The 20,498-nt window shown below is 72.4% G+C and carries 20 protein-coding genes; 18 read left to right on the top strand and 2 right to left on the bottom strand.

The window, feature by feature from the left end; genetic code table 11:
- Positions 1–97 precede the first annotated feature (97 nt).
- The 3 genes from ACQPYK_RS27580 to ACQPYK_RS27570 are packed head-to-tail and all read left to right on the top strand — an operon-like array spanning position 98 to position 7,091.
- Positions 98–1,276 (top strand): AAA family ATPase, encoded by a 1,179-nt coding sequence (locus ACQPYK_RS27580; RefSeq protein ID WP_433236728.1) that lies wholly within the window; start codon positions 98–100, stop codon positions 1,274–1,276.
- Complete coding sequence (locus ACQPYK_RS27575) at positions 1,273–5,118, top strand: DUF5682 family protein (protein ID WP_433236725.1); 3,846 nt, start codon at positions 1,273–1,275, stop codon at positions 5,116–5,118. The genes ACQPYK_RS27580 and ACQPYK_RS27575 overlap by 4 nt, the downstream gene beginning before the upstream one ends.
- The gene (locus ACQPYK_RS27570; RefSeq protein WP_433236722.1) at positions 5,115–7,091 is read left to right on the top strand and encodes an SWIM zinc finger family protein; all 1,977 of its coding nucleotides are present in this window, start codon (positions 5,115–5,117) and stop codon (positions 7,089–7,091) included. The genes ACQPYK_RS27575 and ACQPYK_RS27570 overlap by 4 nt, the downstream gene beginning before the upstream one ends.
- 188 nt (positions 7,092–7,279) lie before the next feature.
- On the opposite strand, the gene ACQPYK_RS27565 is transcribed toward ACQPYK_RS27570, so the two are convergent.
- Together ACQPYK_RS27565 and ACQPYK_RS27560 are read right to left on the bottom strand one after the other, a co-directional pair.
- Positions 7,280–7,936 carry an alpha-ketoglutarate-dependent dioxygenase AlkB family protein gene (locus ACQPYK_RS27565; RefSeq protein WP_433236719.1) on the bottom strand — a complete coding sequence of 219 codons (657 nt, stop codon included), beginning with the start codon at positions 7,934–7,936 and terminating at the stop codon, positions 7,280–7,282.
- Positions 7,933–8,514 carry a hypothetical protein gene (locus tag ACQPYK_RS27560; protein WP_433236716.1) on the bottom strand — a complete coding sequence of 194 codons (582 nt, stop codon included), beginning with the start codon at positions 8,512–8,514 and terminating at the stop codon, positions 7,933–7,935. Before ACQPYK_RS27560 ends, ACQPYK_RS27565 begins: the two co-directional genes overlap by 4 nt.
- 406 nt (positions 8,515–8,920) lie before the next feature.
- Between ACQPYK_RS27560 and ACQPYK_RS27555 the strand changes: the two genes are divergently transcribed.
- The 15 genes from ACQPYK_RS27555 to hypE are packed head-to-tail and all read left to right on the top strand — an operon-like array spanning position 8,921 to position 20,481.
- Positions 8,921–9,553: a D-sedoheptulose-7-phosphate isomerase gene (locus ACQPYK_RS27555; protein WP_433236713.1), complete on the top strand. Its 633-nt coding sequence runs from the start codon at positions 8,921–8,923 to the stop codon at positions 9,551–9,553.
- Positions 9,550–9,804 (top strand): HypC/HybG/HupF family hydrogenase formation chaperone, encoded by a 255-nt coding sequence (locus ACQPYK_RS27550; RefSeq protein ID WP_433236710.1) that lies wholly within the window; start codon positions 9,550–9,552, stop codon positions 9,802–9,804. Before ACQPYK_RS27555 ends, ACQPYK_RS27550 begins: the two co-directional genes overlap by 4 nt.
- Positions 9,801–10,493, top strand: a complete 693-nt coding sequence (locus ACQPYK_RS27545) for a D-sedoheptulose-7-phosphate isomerase (protein ID WP_433236707.1) — start codon at positions 9,801–9,803, stop codon at positions 10,491–10,493. Before ACQPYK_RS27550 ends, ACQPYK_RS27545 begins: the two co-directional genes overlap by 4 nt.
- Positions 10,494–10,547: 54 nt before the next feature.
- Positions 10,548–11,621: a hydrogenase expression protein HypE gene (locus tag ACQPYK_RS27540; protein WP_433236704.1), complete on the top strand. Its 1,074-nt coding sequence runs from the start codon at positions 10,548–10,550 to the stop codon at positions 11,619–11,621.
- A gap of 30 nt (positions 11,622–11,651) precedes the next feature.
- Positions 11,652–13,439 carry a nickel-dependent hydrogenase large subunit gene (locus ACQPYK_RS27535; RefSeq protein ID WP_433236701.1) on the top strand — a complete coding sequence of 596 codons (1,788 nt, stop codon included), beginning with the start codon at positions 11,652–11,654 and terminating at the stop codon, positions 13,437–13,439.
- Positions 13,440–13,454: 15 nt separating this feature from the next.
- Positions 13,455–14,024, top strand: a complete 570-nt coding sequence (locus ACQPYK_RS27530) for a NifU family protein (RefSeq protein WP_433236698.1) — start codon at positions 13,455–13,457, stop codon at positions 14,022–14,024.
- The gene (locus tag ACQPYK_RS27525) at positions 14,021–14,650 is read left to right on the top strand and encodes a DUF5947 family protein (RefSeq protein WP_433236695.1); all 630 of its coding nucleotides are present in this window, start codon (positions 14,021–14,023) and stop codon (positions 14,648–14,650) included. The genes ACQPYK_RS27530 and ACQPYK_RS27525 overlap by 4 nt, the downstream gene beginning before the upstream one ends.
- A complete protein-coding gene (locus ACQPYK_RS27520) occupies positions 14,643–15,284 on the top strand; it encodes a DUF6084 family protein (protein WP_433236692.1) in 642 nt (213 codons plus the stop codon). Before ACQPYK_RS27525 ends, ACQPYK_RS27520 begins: the two co-directional genes overlap by 8 nt.
- Entirely contained in the window at positions 15,281–16,846 is a 1,566-nt protein-coding gene (locus tag ACQPYK_RS27515) for a hypothetical protein (RefSeq protein ID WP_433236689.1), read from the top strand. The genes ACQPYK_RS27520 and ACQPYK_RS27515 overlap by 4 nt, the downstream gene beginning before the upstream one ends.
- On the top strand, positions 16,843–17,367 hold the full coding sequence (locus ACQPYK_RS27510; protein ID WP_433236686.1) for a hydrogenase maturation protease: 525 nt from the start codon (positions 16,843–16,845) through the stop codon (positions 17,365–17,367). Before ACQPYK_RS27515 ends, ACQPYK_RS27510 begins: the two co-directional genes overlap by 4 nt.
- Positions 17,367–17,468 (top strand): DUF6893 family small protein, encoded by a 102-nt coding sequence (locus ACQPYK_RS27505; protein ID WP_433236683.1) that lies wholly within the window; start codon positions 17,367–17,369, stop codon positions 17,466–17,468. The genes ACQPYK_RS27510 and ACQPYK_RS27505 overlap by 1 nt, the downstream gene beginning before the upstream one ends.
- 52 nt (positions 17,469–17,520) lie before the next feature.
- Entirely contained in the window at positions 17,521–17,925 is a 405-nt protein-coding gene (locus tag ACQPYK_RS27500) for a hydrogenase maturation nickel metallochaperone HypA (RefSeq protein WP_433236680.1), read from the top strand.
- A complete protein-coding gene (locus tag ACQPYK_RS27495) occupies positions 17,873–18,151 on the top strand; it encodes a HypC/HybG/HupF family hydrogenase formation chaperone (protein ID WP_433236678.1) in 279 nt (92 codons plus the stop codon). The genes ACQPYK_RS27500 and ACQPYK_RS27495 overlap by 53 nt, the downstream gene beginning before the upstream one ends.
- Positions 18,152–18,157: 6 nt before the next feature.
- Complete coding sequence (gene hypD, locus ACQPYK_RS27490; RefSeq protein ID WP_433236675.1) at positions 18,158–19,282, top strand: hydrogenase formation protein HypD; 1,125 nt, start codon at positions 18,158–18,160, stop codon at positions 19,280–19,282.
- Positions 19,279–20,481, top strand: a complete 1,203-nt coding sequence (gene hypE, locus ACQPYK_RS27485; RefSeq protein ID WP_433236672.1) for a hydrogenase expression/formation protein HypE — start codon at positions 19,279–19,281, stop codon at positions 20,479–20,481. The genes hypD and hypE overlap by 4 nt, the downstream gene beginning before the upstream one ends.
- The last annotated feature ends 17 nt before the right edge of the window (positions 20,482–20,498 follow it).

Raw genomic sequence — 20,498 nt, 5'->3', positions numbered from 1 at the left:
CCTCGCCGCCGTGCGAAGGGACACCCGGAACCGTCAGGCCGCCCGTCACGGGCGGCATCTCCCAGATCCACCATCTCAAGCACAAGGACTTCTCTTCATGACCCTGACCGACGACCAGGCGACGGTCCCTCCGGCCCGGCAGGTGCTCGCGGCCGAGGAAAGGTACGCCACCGAGCTCGCCTTCCTCGCCGCCCACGACGACGGACCCCGCCCGCCGGGCTGGGCGCTGACGCCACGCGCGGTGGTGACCTTCATCTGCGGCAGCGGCGACGAGACGCTGGAGCTGCCGAAGAACCGGCGCGTGAGGGCCGGTGACGGCATTCCGGCCCGGTTGAAGGTGGCCGCCAAGTTCGTCGGCGAACGCGCCCTGGTCGAACGGTGCGTGGTGACCCTCGCCGGGGAACGCGGCCTGCTGCTGGTCGGCGAGCCCGGAACCGCCAAGTCGATGCTGTCGGAGCTGCTGGCCGCCGCCGTGTGCGGCACCAGCGCCCTCACCGTGCAGGGCACCGCCGGGACGACCGAGGACGCCTTCCGCTACGGCTGGAACTACGCCCTGCTGCTCGCCCAGGGTCCGAGCCGGAACGCGCTGGTCGACTCCCCGGTGCTCACGGCCATGCGCGCGGGACGCGTCGCCCGGATCGAGGAGATCACCCGCTGCCTGCCGGAGGTGCAGGACGCCCTGGTGTCGATCCTGTCCGACCGGCGGCTCAGCGTGCCGGAACTCGCCGGCACCGCCGACGCCCAGGTGGCGGCCTCCCCCGGGTTCACCGTGATCGCCACGGCCAACCTGCGCGACCGCGGCGTCTCGGAGATGTCGGCCGCGCTGAAACGCCGTTTCAACTTCGAGACCGTCGACCCCATCTCGGACGCCGAGGCGGAGACCTCCCTGGTGCGCCACCAGGCCACTGCGGTCGTGCAGCGGGCGGGAGCCGCCTTCGGCGTGGACGACGCCGTACTCGACGCGCTGGTCACGGTCTTCCGCGACCTGCGCTCCGGCCGATCGGGCGAGGGCTGGGACGTGGAGCGGCCCGGAACGGTGATGTCCACCGCCGAAGCCGTGCAGGTCGCCGCCTCGCTGGGGGTCGCCGCGGCGTATCTGCCGAGCGGCGACGTCCTCGACCTGTTGCCGGGGCACCTGCTCGGCGTCGTCCGCAAGGACGACCCCGCCGACCACGGGCGGCTGCTCGGATACTGGGACGGTCCGGTGCGACGCCGTGCCGAGGACGGCTCCGCGATGTGGCGCCGGCTCTGGGACCTGCGGGAGAACCTCCGTTGACCGGCCACAGCGAGCCGGAGTCCGGCCGGGACGCTCCTCGATCCGGCCACGACGTCCGAGACGCCGACCCCAGGCGGGCGGTCGCCGCGCTGGCCTCCTGCGCCCGGCCGTACCTGCTGGGGGTGCGCCACCACAGTCCCGCGCTGGCCGTGGCCCTGCCCGCGCTGCTGGACGCCGCCGACGCCGAAGTGGTCTGCGTCGAGTTGCCGGTGGACTTCCAGCAGTGGCTGGCGCATCTGGCCGATCCGGGGACCGTCGCGCCGGTCGCCCTGGCCGGGGCCGACGGAGAGGGCCGGCTCGGCTTCTACCCGTTCGCGGACTTCTCACCGGAGTTGGTGGCGATCCGCTGGGCCCGGGAGCGCGGGGCGGAGGTGCTCTGCTGCGACCTCCCGCTGTCCGATCCGGGCTGGCAGGCGACCGGCACGGAACAGGCGGTCGGCGCGGCCCCGACCCCCGGCCCGGCGCGGCCGGCGGGAACGGACGCGGCTCCGGCGCCGGCGGGTGCGGCGCCCCCGCGGGCGGTGTCCTTCGCCGACGCGCTGGCCGCCGCGGGCACCGGCCGAGAGGGGGACGACATGTGGGATCGGGCCGTGGAGGTCCTCGCTCCCGGATGCGAGCCCGAGGCGGTGCGCCGCGCCGCCCTCGGCGTCGGCTGGGCGCTGCGCCGGGACGCCGAGGGCGCAGGCGGGGTATCGACCAGGGACCTGGCGCGCGAGGCGCACATGCGCCGTGTCCTTCAGGACGCCGTGGCCGGCGGGCGGCGCGTCGCGGCCGTGGTCGGAGCCTTCCACGCTTCCGCGTTGATCGTCGCCGACACCGTGGAGCCAGGACCGGCCGACGCCGCCGCGCCCCCTGATACGGCGGGCGGCCACGCGACACCAGGACCGCCGCCCACCGGCGACGCCATCGCCTCGCGCCCACCCGCCCCGCCCGCGCACGCCGGGCCGCCGCCCGCCACCTCGCTCGTTCCGTACGCTTTCGACCTGCTCGACTCGCGGTCCGGTTACCCGGCGGGCATTCGTGACCCTCGATGGCAGCAGGCGGTCTTCACCGCGGGCGGCGACCCGGACCGCGTCAGGGACGGCGCCGCCCGCGCGATCACCGGCCTGTGCCGGGAACTGCGCTCCGCCGGGCACACCGCGGGGACCGGAGAGGCCGTCGAGACGCTGCGGCTCGCCTGCGACCTGGCGCGGCTGCGCGGGCTGCCCTCCCCGGGACGGGGCGAGCTGCTGGAAGCGGTGACGACCGTGCTCGGCCAGGGGGAGCCCCTGGGCCGGGGACGGGCCCTCGCCCGGGCCCTCGACACGGTGTTCGTCGGCACCGACCGCGGCCGGATCGCGCCCGGCACGCCGCGTTCGGGACTCGGTCCCGCCGTCGAGGCCGAACTCGCCGGGCTTCGGCTCCCGTGCCCGCAGGACCCCGAACGGCGTGAGGTGCGCCTGGACCCGCTCCGTTCCGAGCTGGACGCGCGCCGGGAGGTCGCGCTGCAACGCCTGCTGGTCTGCGGCGTCGGCTACGGCGAGCCGATCGAGGTGACCGGAACCGGTGACTCCACCGCGCTCACCACCAGGTGGCGGCTCTCCTGGACCCCCGCGGTCCCGGCCCTGCTCGACCTGGCGGGCGTTCGCGGGGTGACCCTCGCTCAGGCCACGGCCGGCACGCTGCGGGAGACCTTCCGCCGCGCGTCCGCCGAAGGAGGGCCCACCTGCGACCTGGTCCTCGACGGCCTGCGCGCCGCGGCCCGCTGCGACCTGCCCGAGCTGGTCGCGGACCGTCTGGCCGCCGTCGCGCTTCCCGCCACCGCCACGCTCGCCGAACTGGTCGAGGCCCTCGACCTGCTCGAGGCGCTGCGCCGCCGGCATCTTCCGGGCACCACGCCGCAGGGCCGCCGGGACGCCGCCGAGCTGGCCGGCACCCTGATGGAGGCCGCGATCCGCGCCCTGCCGGGCCTGGCCGGCAGCGACCAGCCGCAGGACGCGGTCGCCCTGGTCGCCCTCGCCACCCGAGCCGGCGAGGACCGCCTCGGGCTGCGGATGGACGCCACCCTGGCCGAGCTCGCGCGCACCGCCTCCCCCCTCGTGCGGGGAGCGGCCCTGGCCGTCCGGGTCCTGCTCGACCTGGACGGTCCCGGCGCCCTCGGTGCCCGGGCCGCCGGATGGGTCGGCGCCGCCACCGGGCCGGACGGCCGCCACCGCCTGAGCCGCCTGCTGACCGGCGTGCTCACGGCCGCGGGACCGCTGCTCCAGTCGGCGCCCGCGGCCCTAGACCCGCTCATGGACCGCATCGACGACCTCGCCGACAAGGAGTTCCTCGACCGGCTGCCGGCGCTGCGCGGCGGGTTCGACACCCTCACCCCCGCCGGCCGTACCCGGCTGCTGGGGGCCGTGTCCGAGCGCCTCGGAGACCGGCTCGACCTGGCGCTGAGCGCCCCGCCCGCGCTGCTCGCCCTCTGGAGCCGCGCCGACTCCGCCGGGCTGGCCGCCCTGCACGCGCTCCGGCTTCCCGTCCCCCAGCTCATCCCCCCAGCCGTCCCCGCCCTGGCCGGCGCATCAACCGAGGCCCCCGCCCTGGCCGGCGCGTCTACCGAGGGGCCGCGACCACCCGCGCCGAACCGCCGGGCCGTACGGGACGGTGAGGAGACGAACGACCTGCAGGCGCCGTCGGCGCGATCGGAACCCGGCGCGGCGCCGGGCGCGGAACCCGTCGCCCGGCGAAGGCTCGCGCCGGCCGACCGCTGGCGGCTGCTGCTCGGCCGGGAGATCGAGCGGCTCCCGGCCGGCGCCCGCTCCTACGCGCGGGCGTTGGACGAGCTGTACGGAGCGGGACGGGGCGAAGGCGCCGACGACTTCGGGCAGGGCGCCGGGGGAGGGGGCGACTCCGGCGGCAGGGAAGATCCCTTCCCCACCGCCCGGGAGTGGGCCGAGGAACTGGAGGTCCTTTTCGGAGCCGAGGTGCGCGAGGAGGTGCTGGCCCGGGCCGCCGACGCCGGCCGGACCGATGTGCTCACCGAGCTCGATCCGGCCGCGGTGCGGCCGTCGATCGAGCTGCTGACCTCCGTGCTGTCGCTGGCGGGCGGTCTGCCCGAGCAGCAGCTCGCCAAGCTCCGGCCACTGGTCCGCCGCCTGGTCGCCGAGCTCACCCGGGAGCTCGCGACCCGGCTGCGGCCCGCTCTGACCGGGCTGGCGACGCCGCGTCCGACCCACCGTCCGGGCGGCCGGCTCGACATGCCGCGCACCCTGCGGGCCAACCTGCCGCACACGCGCCGCATGGACGACGGCCGGCTCGTGGTCGTCCCGGAGCGGCCGGTGTTCAGCACCCGGGCCCGCCGGGAGGCCGACTGGCGGTTGATCCTCGTGGTCGACGTGTCCGGCTCGATGGAGGCGTCGGTGGTCTGGTCCGCGCTGACCGCCGCGGTCCTGGCGGGTGTGCCCACGCTCTCCACCCACTTCCTGTCGTTCTCCACGGAGGTGATCGATCTGACCGGGCAGGTCGCCGACCCGCTCTCTCTGCTGCTGGAAGTGCGGGTCGGCGGTGGCACGCACATCGCCGCGGGGCTCGCCCATGCCCGCTCGCTGGTCACCGTGCCGAGCCGCACGCTCGTCGTGGTCGTCAGCGACTTCGAGGAGGGTTACCCGATCGGAGGCCTGCTCGGCGAGGTCCGCTCTCTGGCCGGTTCCGGCGTCCATCTGCTGGGCTGTGCCGCCCTGGACGACAGCGGCGTTCCCCGCTACTCCCTTCCCGTCGCCCAGCAGCTCGTCACGGCCGGCATGCCCGTCGCCGCCCTCAGCCCGCTCGCCCTCGCCCGATGGGTGGGCGACCGTCTCCGCGGAGAACCCCGGTGAATTCCCCCATTTCAGCCGTTTCCTCGGCCGGACAGCTTCCGCCGGCGGCACCGCACGTGGTCGCCGCCGCCGTCGAGAGCCTCACTTCCAGACTCCGCAAGAAGCTGGACGCGGCGATCGGGCAGTACGCCGCCGTGTTCGCCGCAACGTCCGCCGCCATGCCCGCCGTCGCCGACGGCGAGGACGTGCGGATCAGTTGCGGCGAAGACGCGGTGGTCACCCTCTCGCCGGGACCGTCGGGCGCGATCCTCGACGAGGACCAGGCGCGGTGCACCTGCCTCCTGGCGCCGCGCTGCCTGCATCGCGCGGCCGTGCTCAGCGCCTGCCCGGTGGCGGACGCAGACGCAGGCGTGGACGCGGCGCCCGAACCACCCGGCGAGGGGGATCCCGGAACGGAGGACCCCGTCGTACGCGACGATCCGCCCCCGGACGGGACGGCGGCCGACACGACCGCGGGACCCACCGCCGCGCAGGTGGCGGCCGCCTCGGGGCTGTGGGCCGCCGCTGCCGCCGTGCTGTCGTCCGGGGTGCCCGCGGCGGGCGCGGTGCCCCAGGCGGAACTGCTCCGCGCCGCGCACACCGCCCGCCTGGCCGGGCTGCCCAAGGCCGAGGCCGCCGCCCTGCGCGTCGTCCGCGGCCTGCGGGCGGCGCGCGACCGCCACGACGGCCACCGCCTGGCGGACCTGGCGTCCGCGCTTCGCGAACTCCTGCTCACCGCGGGCAGGCTGGCCGCGGCCGACCCCGACCCGGCGCTGATCGGCAGCGTCCGCCGAAGCTACCAGCAGGGTGGGAGCCTGCGTGTCTACGGCGTCTTCCGGGAGCCGGTGATCAGCAGCACCGGTTACGGCGGTGTGGTCACCCATCTCCTCACGGAGGACGGCCGCTGGTTCTCGGTGGCCGACGTCAAACCGGGTGGGCCGGCTCGCGCCCGTGGCGCCGCCACCGCGACCGTCGCCATCGGCGCGGCCACGCTGAACCACGCGCAACTGGCGCGGGCGGGACTGCTGATCGCCGGAGCGACGGTCTCGCCGGAGGGCCGTCTCGGGGCGGGCGCCGGCGTGCGCGCCACGCCGATCACCGGCATGCCGTGGACGGCGGGGCCGCTGGCCGCCCTGTTCGCCCGCCCGCTGGCCGAGGCGGCCGGCGCGCGGCTCTCCGGGCAGGCCTGGAGCGAGTCGGAAGCGGAGAAGGTTCGCGAACCGGTCGGATGCGATCTGGTGATCATCGGTGCCGCGGGTGACCACGTGCTCGCTCGCGAGCTGTCGCCGGCCGGAACGCCGCCGGAAGGACCTGATCCGGCCGACGACGGATCGGCAGGGCGGCCACCGGCGATCACGCGCCCTGACGGCCCGCTGATCCGGCTCGTTCCGGCCGGCTCCCATCCGGACCTGGCGCACGTCGCCAACCTGCGGCAGCTCGCGTCCCGGCCCGGCATGCTCGTACGGGTGGTCGGTAGGCTGGACCCCGACCGGGCGGCCACCCTGCGTCCGCTCGCGGTCGGAGCGGTACCCGGGGCCGAGGCGACGCTGCGCCTTCCCGCCGAATGGCAGGGCCGTGCGGACCTCGGGTACGACCGCCTGCAGGGCTCCCATCTCCCGCCGCGCGAGGTCTGCCCGCCGTGGCCGGCGGGTTCCGAGGCGGAGGCGGATCCGGTGGCCGGCGCCCCGCTGTGGCGCGTTCGCCGGCTGGTCGAGCTCGCTGTCGCCGGAGGCCGGCGGGCGGTCGCCGAAGCCGCGCGCAGCGGTGACTCCCACGCTCAGGGAGCCCCGCTGCGCCGGGCGGGGTTCGCGGCCGCCGCCGAGCTGGCCGCCGCGCTCACCGCCGAGGCCGATCGTCGCGGCCGCGACGTGTTCGGACGGCTGACGGATTCCGGCCCCGACGGGTACGCGTGGGCCTGGCTGGCGGCCGCGATTCATCTCGCCGCCACCGATCAGGCGTTGGTCCAGGCCTCCTGGCACGCCGACCAGGCCTGATCGGCCGCTTCACCGGATCCGGAAGGCGCTTCGCGGCGGCCGGGCCGCCTGCCACGGCTGTTCAGGATCGCTGTGAAACGTCCTTAGGGAGGTGATGCGGCCGGCCGGTGACCTCCCCCGTCGCCGGTCGGTCGGCGACGGGGCGGCCCGCCGTGCCCGCCGTGTGGTGTCCGCTCCGCCGGCCCGGGTCAGGTCATCCCGGTGACCCGCATGGTGATGTTCAGCCGCCCGCCGGTCAGCCCGAGGGCGGGGTCGGCGGTGCCCGGATACACCTTGGGCACGCCGTGATAGGCGAACCGGGAGGGGCCGCCGAAGACGAACAGGTCACCCGAGGCCAGCTCGATGTCGGTGTAGGGCCGGCCGCGGCCGGCGGTGTTGCCGAAGCGGAACAGGCAGCTGTCGCCGATGCTGATCGAGACGACCGGGGCGTCGGACCTCTCGTCCTTGTCCTGGTGCATGCCCATCCGAGCCGTGGCGTCGTAGAAGTTGATCAGTGCCGCGTCGGGGGTGTAGTCGTCCCCGGCGGCGGGGTCGGCGTAGGCGTCGGCCAGGGCCGCGCGGCCCATCCGCACCATCCATCCGGGGAGGTCGGCGACCCGGCCGCCGCCGGCGTCGTCGGCGGTGCGGCTGTAGCGGTAGGGCTGCCAGTGCCAGCCCAGGCATACCGTCCGCACGGACATCACCTGTCCGCCGGGCAACCGCGCCGCGCGCATCGCAACCGGACCGGCCGCCCAGGCCCGGCACGCCTGGACGAGCTCTCGCTGCCGATCCGGGGACAGCCAGCCGGGAACGTGGACCGCGCCGGGCGCGACCTGCAGCCGGGGGCGGGGGAACAGCGCGCTCATGGGAGGTCCTCGCCGGGGTCCGGGCTGCCGAGGGGCGGGTAGTAGATGATCAGGCCGCGGCCGACCCGCCAGGTGCCGCCGTCCGCCGCGACCCCGCTCATGTCCTCCATCGTGGCAGGCCCGGCCAGCTCCACCACCCGCACATCGCCCAGGCCCGCGAAGCCGTAGGTGCGCCGCGGGTCCCAGCCGGTGCTGTGCCGCAACCGGCGGCTCATCTGCGCCCACCCGAGCGGGCCGCCGGCGACCACCCACGCGTCGGGGTCGCCGGCGGCGAACCGCCGCGCCGGGCGCAGCCAGGACGCGGCCTCCTCGGGCCAGTCGACGACCGCCAGCACGGTCGCGCCCCTGTTCTCCCAGCTTCGGGCGAACGCCTGCGCCGCGGCCCGGGAGGCGGCGTCACGGCCATGGCCGACGGTGACGGTCTCGATCCTGGGCCGGGCCGCGGTCAGCAGGTCCACCAGCGCCGACACCTCGGCGGGGGTGTGCCGGACGGGCTGCTCCGAGGCGGCCGCCCTCGCGGTGTCACTCGGGCGGACCAGCGGTGAAGGTGATCGGATGACCCTTCGGGCGATCGTCATGTCATGTGCTTTCTGCCGGTCTTCCAGGGGATGTCCGCGTCGGGCGGGCGCACCGCGCACGGCCGGTGTCCGGTGGCGGTGGCCCCGTCCATGGTCCGCCCGCCGGCGGGCGGACCATGGACGGGGCCGTCCCGAAGGGGATGTCGTCTCACACGTGGTAAACGTCCGGGCCCGGTGAGATGTGAGCCGTGATTCCGAAAACCCTTTCCCGACGTCCTTCCGGGCCGGGAAGCCGCCCACGACGAGACCTCCGGTGCCCGTACGGCGCCGGCCGACCGGCGGTGGTCACCGGGCCGACCGGCGACGCCGCTGATGGAAGATGGTGATTTTTTACGAAACTTCCGAGCTTTGTTTTCTATCGAGCAGGCCGTCCAGTCGTACGGTCGAGAGACAGATGAGGCTCAACATGAGGAAGTGGTCCGCGATGGGCCAGACGGCCTTGGTCTCCGCTCAGGAAGTCTTCGCACGTCGTGTTGAGCCTGCTCGCGGCCTGGCGGGGGAGGCCGAGCAGGTGGCGCGGGCCTGTCACGCCATGGCGACGCGATTCCACGGCGGTGGCCGGCTCATCGTCTTCGGCAACGGAGAAGCCGCCACCGACGCCCAGCACATCGCGGTGGAGTTCGTCCACCCGGTGATCGTGGGCAAGCGCGCACTGCCCTCGTTCTCGCTGACCAACGACGTCGCGACGATCACCGGCATCACCGGAAGCTCCGGGTTCGACGAGATCTTCGCCCACCAGCTCCGCCTCTTGGCCGTCCGGGACGACATCGCGCTGGGCATCTCGCCGTACGGCGACTGCCCGAACGTGCTGCGCGCCCTGCAGACCGCCAAAGACCTCGGCCTGCTGACGCTGGCGCTCGTCGGCGGGGACGGCGGCGAGATCGCGCGGAGTGCCTCGGTCGACCACGTGCTGATCGCCCGTTCCGGCGACCCCCGCGTCGTCAAGGAAGTGCACGTCACCACCTATCACATCCTGTGGGAGCTGGTGCACGTGTTCTTCGAGCAGCCCGGAGTGCTCGACCCGCAGGTGATCGCATGAACGCCCGGGAGCCGCTCGGTGCGGGCGAGGTCCCGCCCGCCGATCAATGCCACGGCGACGCGTGTGTCACCTGCTCCGACGAAGCGATGCCGGTGACGGTGGTGCGGTTGCTGGAGGCCGGTCTCGCCGTGGTCGACACCGGACGGGGTGCGGAGGAGGTGAGTGTCGCCCTGGTGGACGCCCAGGTGGGTGACACCGTCCTGGTGCACGCCAAGGAGGCCATCGCGGTGGTCAAGGGGGTGAACAGATGAGCACACCGGACGCCTCGGTGGAGTCGCTGTATCCGTTCCTCTACGCCGGATCGACGGACCTGGAGGCCGTCCTGGCGGCGGTGCGCGAATCCACGGTCGAGAAGGCGGAGGAGATCGTCGCCCTGCGGCAGACCGTGCTCGATCGGGACGGTGACCGGATGGCGGCCTGTGCCGAGGCCATGGCGGAGGCCTTCGCCGGGGGAGCCCGGCTGTTCGCCTTCGGCAACGGCGGCAGCTCCACCGACGCGCAGGACGTGGCCACCCTGTTCCTGAATCCGGGAGACGAGGCCCGGCCGCTGCCGGCGTTCTCCCTCACCGCGGACATCGCGGTGGTGACGGCGCTGTCGAACGACATCGGGTTCGAGGTGGTGTTCGCCCGCCAGCTCGCCGCGTCCGGCCGCGCGGGGGACATCGCGTTCGGCCTGTCGACGAGCGGCAATTCGCGCAACCTCATCGCCGCCTTCGAGGAGGCGGACCGGCGAGGAATGATCACGGTCGGACTGGCCGGTTACGACGGCGGCCAGATGGCCGAACTGGGCACCATCGACCACCTGTTCGTGGTGCCGTCGTCGTCGGTGCACCGGATCCAGGAAGCCCAGACCAGCGTCTACCACGCGCTGTGGGAGCTCACCCAGCACGCGCTCGTACGGCGCGGCGCGACCCGGGAGCCCCCGTCGCGCCCCAACTGAACCACGCGCCCGGACGACCGGGTGGATCGAAGCCCGCGAAGGTGGTGAGACGGCATGACAGCACCGACCGACTCCAAAGAGACCACACCGCAAGCACAGGACGAGCCGGTGGTTCACATTCTGTGGATCAACGCGGGGTTGAGCTGTGACGGGGACTCGGTCGCGCTGACCGCGGCGACGCAGCCGAGCATCGAGGAGATCGTGCTGGGGGCGCTGCCGGGGTTGCCGAAGGTGGCGGTGCACTGGCCGCTGATCGATTTCGAGTCCGGGCCGATGCAGGGCGCGGATGTGTTCATCGAGTGGTTCTTCAAGGCCGAGCGGGGCGAGCTGGAGCCGTTCGTGCTGGTGGTGGAGGGGTCGATTCCGAATGAGTCGATCAAGCAGGAGGGGTACTGGTGCGGGTTCGGCAATGATCCGGCGACCGGGCAGCCGATGACGACCAGCGCGTGGCTGGACCGGCTGGCGCCCAAGGCGACGGCGGTGCTGGCGGCGGGCACATGCGCCACCTACGGCGGGATTCACGCGATGGCGGGCAATCCGACCGGGGCGATGGGGGTGGCCGACTACCTGGGCTGGGACTGGCGGTCGAAGGCGGGGCTGCCGATCGTGAACGTGCCGGGTTGTCCGATTCAGCCGGACAACCTGTCGGAGACGATTCTGTACCTGCTGTACCAGGTGGCAGGGCAGGCGCCGATGATCCCGCTGGACGAGGCGCTGCGGCCGACCTGGCTGTTCGGCCAGACGGTGCACGAGGGGTGCGACCGGGCGGGGTATTACGAGCAGGGACAGTTCGCGACCGAGTACGGCTCGCCCAAGTGCCTGGTGAAGATCGGCTGCTGGGGGCCGGTGGTCAAGTGCAACGTGCCCAAACGGGGATGGCTGAACGGGGTGGGGGGCTGCCCGAACGTGGGCGGGATCTGCATCGCGTGCACGATGCCGGGCTTCCCCGACAAGTTCATGCCGTTCATGGACGAGCCGCCGGGAGCGCGGATCTCCTCGACCGTCAGCGGCGCCTACGGCGGGATGGTGCGCACGCTACGCCACATCACGCTCAAGACGGTCGACAAGGAGCCGAAGTGGCGGGCCAAGGGCCGCGCGTTGCTCACCGGCTACAAGGCGCCCTGGTGATGACCCGGCAACCGGATCGGTGAGGCTGACATGACGACGACACCACGACAGAGCACCGGCGACGACCTGATGGAGATGTCCTGGGATCCGATCACGCGGATCGTGGGGAGCCTGGGCATCTACTGCAAGATCGACTTCGCCAACCGGCAGGTCGCGGAGTGCTACAGCACCTCGTCGATCTTCCGGGGCTACAGCATCTTCATGAAGGGCAAGGACCCGCGGGACGCGCATTTCATCACCAGCCGCATCTGCGGGATCTGCGGCGACAACCACGCGACCTGCTCGGTGTACGCGCAGAACATGGCCTACGGGGTGCGGCCGCCGGCGTTGGGGGAGTGGATCCTCAACCTGGGCGAGGCAGCCGAGTACATGTTCGATCACAACATCTACCAGGAGAACCTGGTCGGGGTGGACTACTGCGAGAAGATGGTGCGCGAGACCAACCCGGGGGTGCTGGCGCTGGCCGAGCGCACCGAGGCGCCGCACGCGGCCGAGCACGGCCGGGCCACGATCGCCGACATCATGCGCTCGCTCAACCCGCTGGAGGGCGACTTCTACCGCGAGGCTCTGCAGATGAGCCGGTTGACGCGGGAGATGTTCTGCCTGATGGAGGGCCGGCACGTGCATCCGTCCACGCTGTATCCGGGTGGGGTGGGCACGGTGGCGTCGGTGCAGCTGTTCACCGACTACCTGGCGCGGTTGATGCGGTACGTGGAGTTCATGAAGCGGGTCGTGCCGATGCATGACGACCTGTTCGACTTCTTCTACACCGCGCTGCCGGGCTATGAGGAGGTGGGCCGGCGCCGGGTGCTGCTGGGCTGCTGGGGCAGCTTCCAGGACCCGGCGCACTGCGACTTCACCTACGCCAACATGGGCGGCTGGGGCAAGCAGATGTTCGTCACCCCCGGCGTGATCGTCGACGGCCGGCTGCTGACCAACGACCTGGTCGACATCAACCTGGGCATCCGGATCCTGCTGGGCAGTTCCTACTACGACGACTGGGAGGGGCAGGAGCCGTTCGTCACGCATGATCCGCTGGGGAATCCGGTGGACATGCGGCATCCGTGGAACCAGCACACCATTCCGCATCCGCAAAAGCGGGACTTCACCGACAAGTACAGCTGGGTGATGTCGCCGCGCTGGTTCGACGGCGCCGACATGCTGGCGCTGGACACCGGGGGTGGGCCGATCGCCCGGCTGTGGTCGACGGCGCTGTCGGGGCTGGTCGACATCGGCTACGTCAGGTCGACCGGGCACAGCGTGCAGATTCATCTGCCCAAGAGCGCGACCAAGCCGGAGACCATGTTCGAGTGGACGATTCCGATGCATGACGGGCAGCCGTTGTCGAACGCGCTGGAGCGTAACCGGGCGCGCACGTATTTCCAGGCTTACGCCGCGGCGTGCGCGGTGTATTTCGTGGAGCAGGCGCTGGCGGAGGTGCGGGCGGGACACACCCAGACCTGGACGCCGTTCACGGTGCCGGAGGAGGCGATCAGCTGCGGGTTCACCGAGGCGGTGCGGGGGGTGCTGTCGCATCACATGGTGATCCGGGACGGGAAGATCGCCAATTACCATCCGTATCCGCCGACGCCGTGGAACGCCAGCGTGCGGGACTCGTACGGGACACCGGGTCCGTACGAGGACGCGGTGCAGAACACGCCGATCTTCGAGGAGAATCCGCCGGAGTCGTTCAAGGGGATCGACATCATGCGGGCGGTGCGGAGTTTCGATCCGTGCCTGCCGTGTGGGGTGCACATGTATCTGGGCGGTGGCGCGGAGTTGCGCAAACTGCACACCCCGCACGCGTTCGGCGTCTGACGGGAGCGGGGGCGTATGCCAGCGAGCACCGACGTCAGGGCGGCCGGCGACCGGGTGGAGGTGCTGCTCGCCGAGTTGGCCGCGCTCAGCGATCCGGCGACCCGGGCCAAGGCCGAGGAGCTGGTGCGGGTGCTGGTCGAGCTGTACGGCGCGGGCCTGGAGCGGGTCATGGAGATCGTCACCGAGGCGGAGGCGGCGTCGGTGCTGCGCGGCCTGGTCGCCGACGATCTCGTCTCGGGCCTGCTCGTCGTGCACGATCTGCACCCGCTGGGCACCGAGGAGCGCGTGCGCGAGGCACTCGACGGCGTCCGTCCCTACCTCGGCACCCACGCCGGAGACGTGGAACTGGTGGGAGTCGAGGACACCGGCGTGGTACGGCTGCGCCTGCGCGGCTCCTGCCATGGATGTCCCTCCTCACAGGTCACGGTGAAGCTGGCGATCGAGCGGGCGGTGCTTCGGGCGGCTCCCGAAGTCGCCCGCGTGGAGGTGGAGGGCATGGCCGACCCGGACACCCCGCTGCTGCAGATCGAGACGCGGCCCCCTCCCGGACCGTGCCCGGTTCCCGAGGGGACGGTGATCAGATGAGCACGGGCCTGCGGCGGTTCCGCGAGCCCCGGCCCGCTCCGCTCCAAGCCGTCGAGGAGCGTTGTGAGATGTGCGCCGAGCCGATCGGCGCCGAGCACGACCACGTGGTCAACGTCGAGACGCGCGCGCTGACCTGCGCCTGCCGCAACTGCTATCTGCTGTTCACGGTCGAGGGCGCGGCGATGGGCAGGTTCCTGGCGGTGCCGGACCGTTACTTGTACGCGCCTTCCCTCGCCCTGTCGCCGGCCGAGTGGGAGGAGCTGCAGATTCCGGTGCGGATGGCGTTCTTCTTCCGCAACTCCGCGCTCGGCCGTACGGTCGCCTTCTACCCGAGCCCGGGCGGGGCCACCGAGTCCGAGCTGCCGCTGGAGACCTGGGAGCGGGTCATGGCGGCCAATCCCGCGCTGGCCGACGTTCTGCCGGACGTCGAGGCGCTGCTCGTCGACCGCCGTGAGGACGGCTTCGTCTGCCATCTGGTGCCGATCGCCGCCTGCTACGAGCTCGTCGGCCTGGTCCGGCTGCGCTGGAAGGGCTTCGACGGCGGCCGGGAGGTCTGGCAGGCCATCGACGCCTTCTTCGCCGACCTGCGCGAACGCAGCCGCATCGTGGACGGCGACCATGGGTGAGCTCGATTTCGCCTGCCTCGGCGCCTGCGCCGATCCCTTCGCGGCCTCCCCGACGCTACAGTTCCGGCTGCGCCTCACCGAGCCGGGCGGCGGTGCCGTACAGGCCGTCGTGCTGCGCTGCCAGATCCGCATCGAGCCGCAGCGGCGCCGTTACACGCCGGAGGAGGCCGTCCTGCTCGGCGACCTGTTCGGCGAGTCCTCCCGCTGGGGGAACACTCTCAAACCCGTGCAGTTCGCCAATGTCTCGATCATGGTCCCCGGCTTCACCGGGGCGACGGAGCTCGACCTGCCGGTGCCGGTCACCTACGACCTGGAAGTGGCGGCGGGCAAGTATTTCGCGGCGCTCGACGAGGGCGAGATCCCGCTGCTCCTGCTCTTCAGCGGCACCGTCTTCACCAGGACGGCGGCCGGATTCACGGTCCAGCAGGTGCCGTGGGACCGCGAGGCGCGTCATCGGCTGCCGGTGGCCGTCTGGCGGGAGCTGATGGACCGTTACTTCCCCGGTGAGGGGTGGCTGCGGCTGAGCCGCGACACGCTGCGCGCCCTGCACCGCTTCAAGTCCGCCCGGGCCCTGGCGACGTGGGAGGACGCCGTGGAGGCGCTGCTGGCCCAGGCGGGGGAGGCGGCCCGGTGAACACCCCGATGGACGCCGCGCGCAAGGTGGCCGACGCCGTGCTGTACGAGGGCTACCTGCTCTACCCCTACCGCGCCTCGGCGGCCAAGAACCGGGTGCGCTGGCAGTTCGGGGTGCTCGTGCCGCCCGGCTACACGGCGACCGCGGAGCCGGCGGCCTGCCAGACCGAATGCCTGCTCGAAGCGGCGGGCGACACGACACTCCACATCCGGCTGCGGTTCCTGCAGATCGTGGCCAGATCCGTCGAACACGTCGCCGGCGGCGCCTACCGGCGGGTTCCCGCGCTGGAGGTCGACGGCGAGACCCACCTGACCTTCGACGAGGCCGTCGAAAGAGAGCGCGAGGCCGTGCTCCCGCTGGCGGCCCTGCTGGAGGGGGAGCGGTCCTTCGACGTCGGGTTCTCCGCGACGCGCACGGTCGAACCGCTGGAGGCGTCCTCGGGGGAGCCGGTCGGCCGCGTCGTCCGCGAGCACCGGCCGATCGAGGCGATGATGCGCGTCCGGGCCGACCGGCTCGCCGGGCCGTACGATCTGGTGAAGCTGCGCGTGCGGGTGGAGAACACCGCCGGATGGCTCCCGGGCCCCGGCGCATCACGCGACGACGCGCTGCGCCGGTCCCTGATCGCGGCCCACACGTTGCTCGCGACCACGCATGGGGCGTTCCTGTCCCTGCTCGACCCGCCCGAATGGGCGGACGCGGCGGTGAAGTCCTGCCGCAACCTGCACACCTGGCCGGTGCTCGTCGGCGAGGAAGGACAGCGCGACGTTCTGCTGTCGGCTCCGATCATCCTGTACGACCACCCCTCCATCGCGCCGGAGAGCCCGGGGGACCTCTTCGACGCCACCGAGATCGACGAGCTGCTCAGTCTCAGAACGCTCACCCTGACCGAGGAGGAGAAGCGGGAGGCCAGAGCGACCGATCCGCGCGCCGCCGAGATCATCGAACGGACCGGGGACATGCCACCCGAGCTGCTGGAACGGTTGCACGGCGCCGTCCGCTACCTGCGCTCTGCCGGTACGGCGCAGGCCGCAGACCAGGAAGCTGATCAGGAAGCAGGGCCGGAAGCAGGGCCGGAAACGGGGCCGGAAACGGGGCGGCGGGAGGACGTCACGCCCTGGTGGGATCCCGGCGCCGACGCCTCGGTCTCCCCGGCGTCCGACGGCGTCGCCGTCGCCGGGGTGACCGTCGCCAGGGGCAGCAGGGTGCGGCTGCTGCCCGGCCGCACCGCCCTTCCCGGCTCCCCTGGCCGATCCCCGGCGCACGGACGGCGCGCCGACGCCCACGACATGTTCCTGGCGGGGCGGATCGCCATCGTCGAGGCCGTGCTGCTCGACGTGGACGGCGTCCGGCATCTGGCCGTCACGCTGGAGGACGATCCCGGCGCCGATCTCCAGCGTGAGCAGGGTCGCTTCCTCTACTTCTCGCCCGACGAGGTCGAGCCGCTCGACGGGGGAGAGACGGCGGGCAAGGAGGGGGAGTCGCTTGATGGGAGAGAGGCGGCGGGCAGGGCGGGGGAGACGACCGGCGAACGAGGCGGGAGGGGAACGGTGAGCGACCGATGAAACCGGCGATCCTGGTCGCGGGCGTCGGCAACGTGTTCTTCGGCGACGACGGCTTCGGAGTGGAGGTCGCCCGGCGGCTGAGCGCCGCGGGCCTGCCCGAGGGGGCCGTGGTCGCCGACTTCGGTATCCGCGGCATCCACCTGGCCTACGAACTGCTGGCCGGTTACGACAGCCTCATCCTCGTCGACGCCGTCCCCGGTGACGACGAGCCCGGGACGTTGCGGGTCGTCGAACCGCGGCTCGACGAGGATCGCCGGGTGAGCGACCCCCTCGTGGGGAGCGCGCTCGCCGACGCCCACGGCATGACCCCGGACGCCGTCCTCGCCCTGATCGGCGCGCTGGGGGTCCGGACCGGCCGGATCCTGCTCGTCGGCTGCCAGCCCGCCGACACCTCGCCGGGCATGGAACTCAGCGAACCGGTCGCGTCCGCCGTCCCCCGGGCCGCCGAGCTGGTCCGCGAACTGGTCGAAGAACAGCTCGCGGCGTCTTCCGCCGCGGGCGCGGAGAGGAGTGAGCCGTGATGAGACGCCTGCTGATCGCGGCGGTCGTCGTCGGGACGGTGGCCGTGATCGTGCAGTCCCTGCCGGACATCATCCGTTACAAGAAGATCAGAGACATGTGATCGGCGGATCGATGACGACTTTCCAGATCTTCACGGAAGGCGGTGGTGCGCCGTGCACGAGTTCGGGATCGCCGAGGCGGTTCTCGACGCGGTCGAGCGTCGGGCGGAGGGACGGCGGGTGAAACGCGTCCGGGTGCGGGCCGGAGCGCTGTTGCGCATCACCGGTCCCGCGCTCGACCAGGCGTTCGCCCTGGTCTCGCCGGGAACGGTCGCCGACGGAGCCACGGTCGACCTGGTCGTCGTGCCCGCACAACTCATCTGCCGCTCCTGCGGAAGGCGCGAGGAGACCTCCGACGCGCTGGCCGTGTGCGGGGGTTGCGGGAGCACCGACATCGATCTGCAGGGCGGGGACGGGCTGGTCCTCGAATCCATCCGTATGGCGGAAGGAAGCCAAGGGGGAACTCATGTGCCTGGGAATTCCCGGCGAGATCGTGGAGATCCTGCCGGACCATCCTGACCTCGCGAAGGTCGATGTCAGTGGGGTGCGCCGCGCGATCAACGTCGGCCTGCTCGAGAACGAACGGCTCCAGCCCGGTGACTGGATTCTCATCCATGTCGGGTTCGCTCTGTCGAAGATCGACGAGGCGGAGGCCAGGGCCGCTCTGGACTTCCTGGAGGGGATCGGCCAGGCCTATGACGACGAGATCGCGGCGCTTCGCGAGTCCATGATCGACCGGGGGTGAGACGGAATGCGTTTCGTCGATGAGTACCGCGACGCGGACAAGGCGCGGGCGCTGGCCGCGAAGATCGCCGAGCTGTGCGAGCCGGGCCGCGCCTACAAGTTCATGGAGGTGTGCGGCGGCCATACGCACACCATCTACAAACACGGGCTGGAGGACTACCTGCCCGAGGCCATCACGCTGGTGCACGGTCCGGGCTGCCCGGTGTGCGTCATCCCGATGGGCCGTGTCGACGACGCCATCCACATCGCCGAACAGCCCGATGTGATCATGACGTCGTTCGGGGACATGATGCGGGTGCCCGGCGGGCGCGGCTCGTTTCTGGAGGCCAAGGCGCGAGGGGCCGACATCCGCATGGTCTACTCGCCGCTGGACGCGCTGAAGATCGCCCGCAGTAATCCGGACCGGCCGGTGGTGTTCATGGCGATCGGGTTCGAGACCACCGCGCCGTCGACCGCGATGACGTTGCGGCGCGCGGCGGCCGAGGGGATCGGCAACTTCTCGGTGTTCTGCAACCACGTGACGATCATCCCGGCGATCAAGGCGATCTTGGACTCGCCGGACCTGCGGCTGGACGGCTTCATCGGTCCGGGGCATGTCTCGACGGTGATCGGCTGCCGGCCCTATGGCTTCATCGCCGCCGAGTACGGCAAGCCGTTGGTGGTGGCCGGGTTCGAGCCGCTGGACATCCTGCAGTCGATCTACATGCTGTTGGTGCAGCTGGCCCAGGGGCGGGCGGAGGTGGAAAACCAGTATGCGCGGGTGGTGCCGTGGGCGGGGAACCCGACGGCGCTGGGGGTGATCAACGAGGTGATGGCGTTGCGGCCGTATTTCGAGTGGCGGGGGCTGGGCTTCATCTCGCATTCGGCGTTGCGGTTGCGGGAGGCCTACGCCGGCTTCGACGCCGAGCAGGCCTTCGCTGTTCCCGGGGGGCGGGTGGCCGATCCGAAGGCGTGTCAGTGCGGGGAGGTGCTCAAGGGAGTGCTCAAGCCGTGGGAGTGCAAGGTGTTCGGGACCGCCTGTACGCCGGAGACGCCGATCGGCACGTGCATGGTCTCTTCGGAGGGGGCGTGCGCGGCGTATTACAACTTCGGTCGTTTCTCTCGGGAGCGGGTCAGGCAGGCGACGCGGTGAGCGGGGTCGGAGGGGTCGAAGGGACCGGTATCGAGAGGGGCGAGGGGGCCGGTGTCGACAGGGCCGAGAGGACCGCCGGGTGGGCCGAGGCCGCTTTACGGGAACACGCCACCGAAACCGAGCACCCAACCCGCGAGGAGCAGGTGCTGGAGCGGATCGACCGGGCCCGCCGCCGCAAGGCCAGGGTGAAGGAAGAGCACATCACCATGGCCCACGGCGCCGGCGGCAAGGCGACGCAGGCCCTGGTCGAGGCCGTCTTCCTGGAGGCCTTCCGCAACCCGCTGCTCGAACCGCTGGAGGACGGCGCCGTGCTCGGCGTCGGCTCCAGCAGGCTCGTCTTCACCACCGACTCCTACGTGGTCTCCCCGCTGTTCTTCCCCGGCGGGGACATCGGGGACCTGGCGGTCAACGGGACCGTCAACGACCTGGCGGTGTGCGGCTCCCGGCCGCTCTACCTCTCGGCCGGCTTCATCCTCGAGGAGGGCTTCCCCGTCGAGGATCTCAGGCGCGTCACCGCGTCGATGACCGAGGCGGCGCGGGCGGCGGGCGTGCAGATCGTCACCGGCGACACCAAGGTGGTGCAGCGCGGCAGGGCCGACGGCTGCTACGTCAACACCGCCGGCGTCGGGCTGCTGGAGCGGCCGATCAGCCTCGGCGCGGCCGGCGCCCGGCCCGGCGACGCCGTCATCGTGTCCGGCCCGGTCGGCGAGCACGGCGTCACGATCATGCTCGCCCGGGGCGAGCTGGACATCGAAGCCGACCTGGTGTCGGACACCGCGCCGCTGAACGGGCTGGTCTGCGCGCTCCTCGACGCCTGCCCGGACACGGTGCGCTGCCTGCGCGACGCCACCCGCGGCGGGGTCGCGACGATCCTGAACGAGGTCGCGCGCGCCTCCGGCGTCGCCGTCGTGGTCGAGGAGGACGCGATCCCGGTACGGCCCGGCGTGCGGGGCGCGTGCGAGCTGCTCGGCATCGACCCGCTCTACGTCGCGTGCGAGGGGCGCATGATCGTGGTCGTGGACGGCTCGGCGGCGGGCACCGCGCTCGCCGCGCTGCACGCGCATCCCCTCGGCGAGGGGGCCGCGCTCATCGGCCACGTCAAGGACGACCCACCCGGGTTGGTCCTGCTGAAGACCGCCTTCGGCGGCACCCGCATCGTCGACATGCTGGTCGGCGACCCGCTGCCACGGATCTGCTGAGCTGCTGAGCCGGCCGG

Source organism: Streptosporangium sp. CA-135522 (assembly GCF_050949235.1).
Lineage (GTDB): Bacteria > Actinomycetota > Actinomycetes > Streptosporangiales > Streptosporangiaceae > Streptosporangium.
The sequence above is the reverse complement of the archived record's forward strand: the minus strand, read 5'-3'. Positions and strand labels throughout refer to the sequence as shown.

Bases quoted from the DNA above. Each gene is read 5' to 3' on its own strand.
- ACQPYK_RS27580 (WP_433236728.1), top strand. From the start codon at position 98: ATGACCCTGACCGACGACCAGGCGACGGTCCCTCCGGCCCGGCAGGTG.
- ACQPYK_RS27565 (WP_433236719.1), bottom strand. From the start codon at position 7,936: ATGAGCGCGCTGTTCCCCCGCCCCCGGCTGCAGGTCGCGCCCGGCGCG.
- ACQPYK_RS27560 (WP_433236716.1), bottom strand. From the start codon at position 8,514: ATGACGATCGCCCGAAGGGTCATCCGATCACCTTCACCGCTGGTCCGC.
- ACQPYK_RS27555 (WP_433236713.1), top strand. From the start codon at position 8,921: ATGAGGAAGTGGTCCGCGATGGGCCAGACGGCCTTGGTCTCCGCTCAG.
- ACQPYK_RS27550 (WP_433236710.1), top strand. From the start codon at position 9,550: ATGAACGCCCGGGAGCCGCTCGGTGCGGGCGAGGTCCCGCCCGCCGAT.
- ACQPYK_RS27545 (WP_433236707.1), top strand. From the start codon at position 9,801: ATGAGCACACCGGACGCCTCGGTGGAGTCGCTGTATCCGTTCCTCTAC.
- ACQPYK_RS27540 (WP_433236704.1), top strand. From the start codon at position 10,548: ATGACAGCACCGACCGACTCCAAAGAGACCACACCGCAAGCACAGGAC.
- ACQPYK_RS27535 (WP_433236701.1), top strand. From the start codon at position 11,652: ATGACGACGACACCACGACAGAGCACCGGCGACGACCTGATGGAGATG.
- ACQPYK_RS27530 (WP_433236698.1), top strand. From the start codon at position 13,455: ATGCCAGCGAGCACCGACGTCAGGGCGGCCGGCGACCGGGTGGAGGTG.
- ACQPYK_RS27525 (WP_433236695.1), top strand. From the start codon at position 14,021: ATGAGCACGGGCCTGCGGCGGTTCCGCGAGCCCCGGCCCGCTCCGCTC.
- ACQPYK_RS27520 (WP_433236692.1), top strand. From the start codon at position 14,643: ATGGGTGAGCTCGATTTCGCCTGCCTCGGCGCCTGCGCCGATCCCTTC.
- ACQPYK_RS27510 (WP_433236686.1), top strand. From the start codon at position 16,843: ATGAAACCGGCGATCCTGGTCGCGGGCGTCGGCAACGTGTTCTTCGGC.
- ACQPYK_RS27505 (WP_433236683.1), top strand. From the start codon at position 17,367: ATGAGACGCCTGCTGATCGCGGCGGTCGTCGTCGGGACGGTGGCCGTG.
- ACQPYK_RS27495 (WP_433236678.1), top strand. From the start codon at position 17,873: ATGTGCCTGGGAATTCCCGGCGAGATCGTGGAGATCCTGCCGGACCAT.
- hypD (WP_433236675.1), top strand. From the start codon at position 18,158: ATGCGTTTCGTCGATGAGTACCGCGACGCGGACAAGGCGCGGGCGCTG.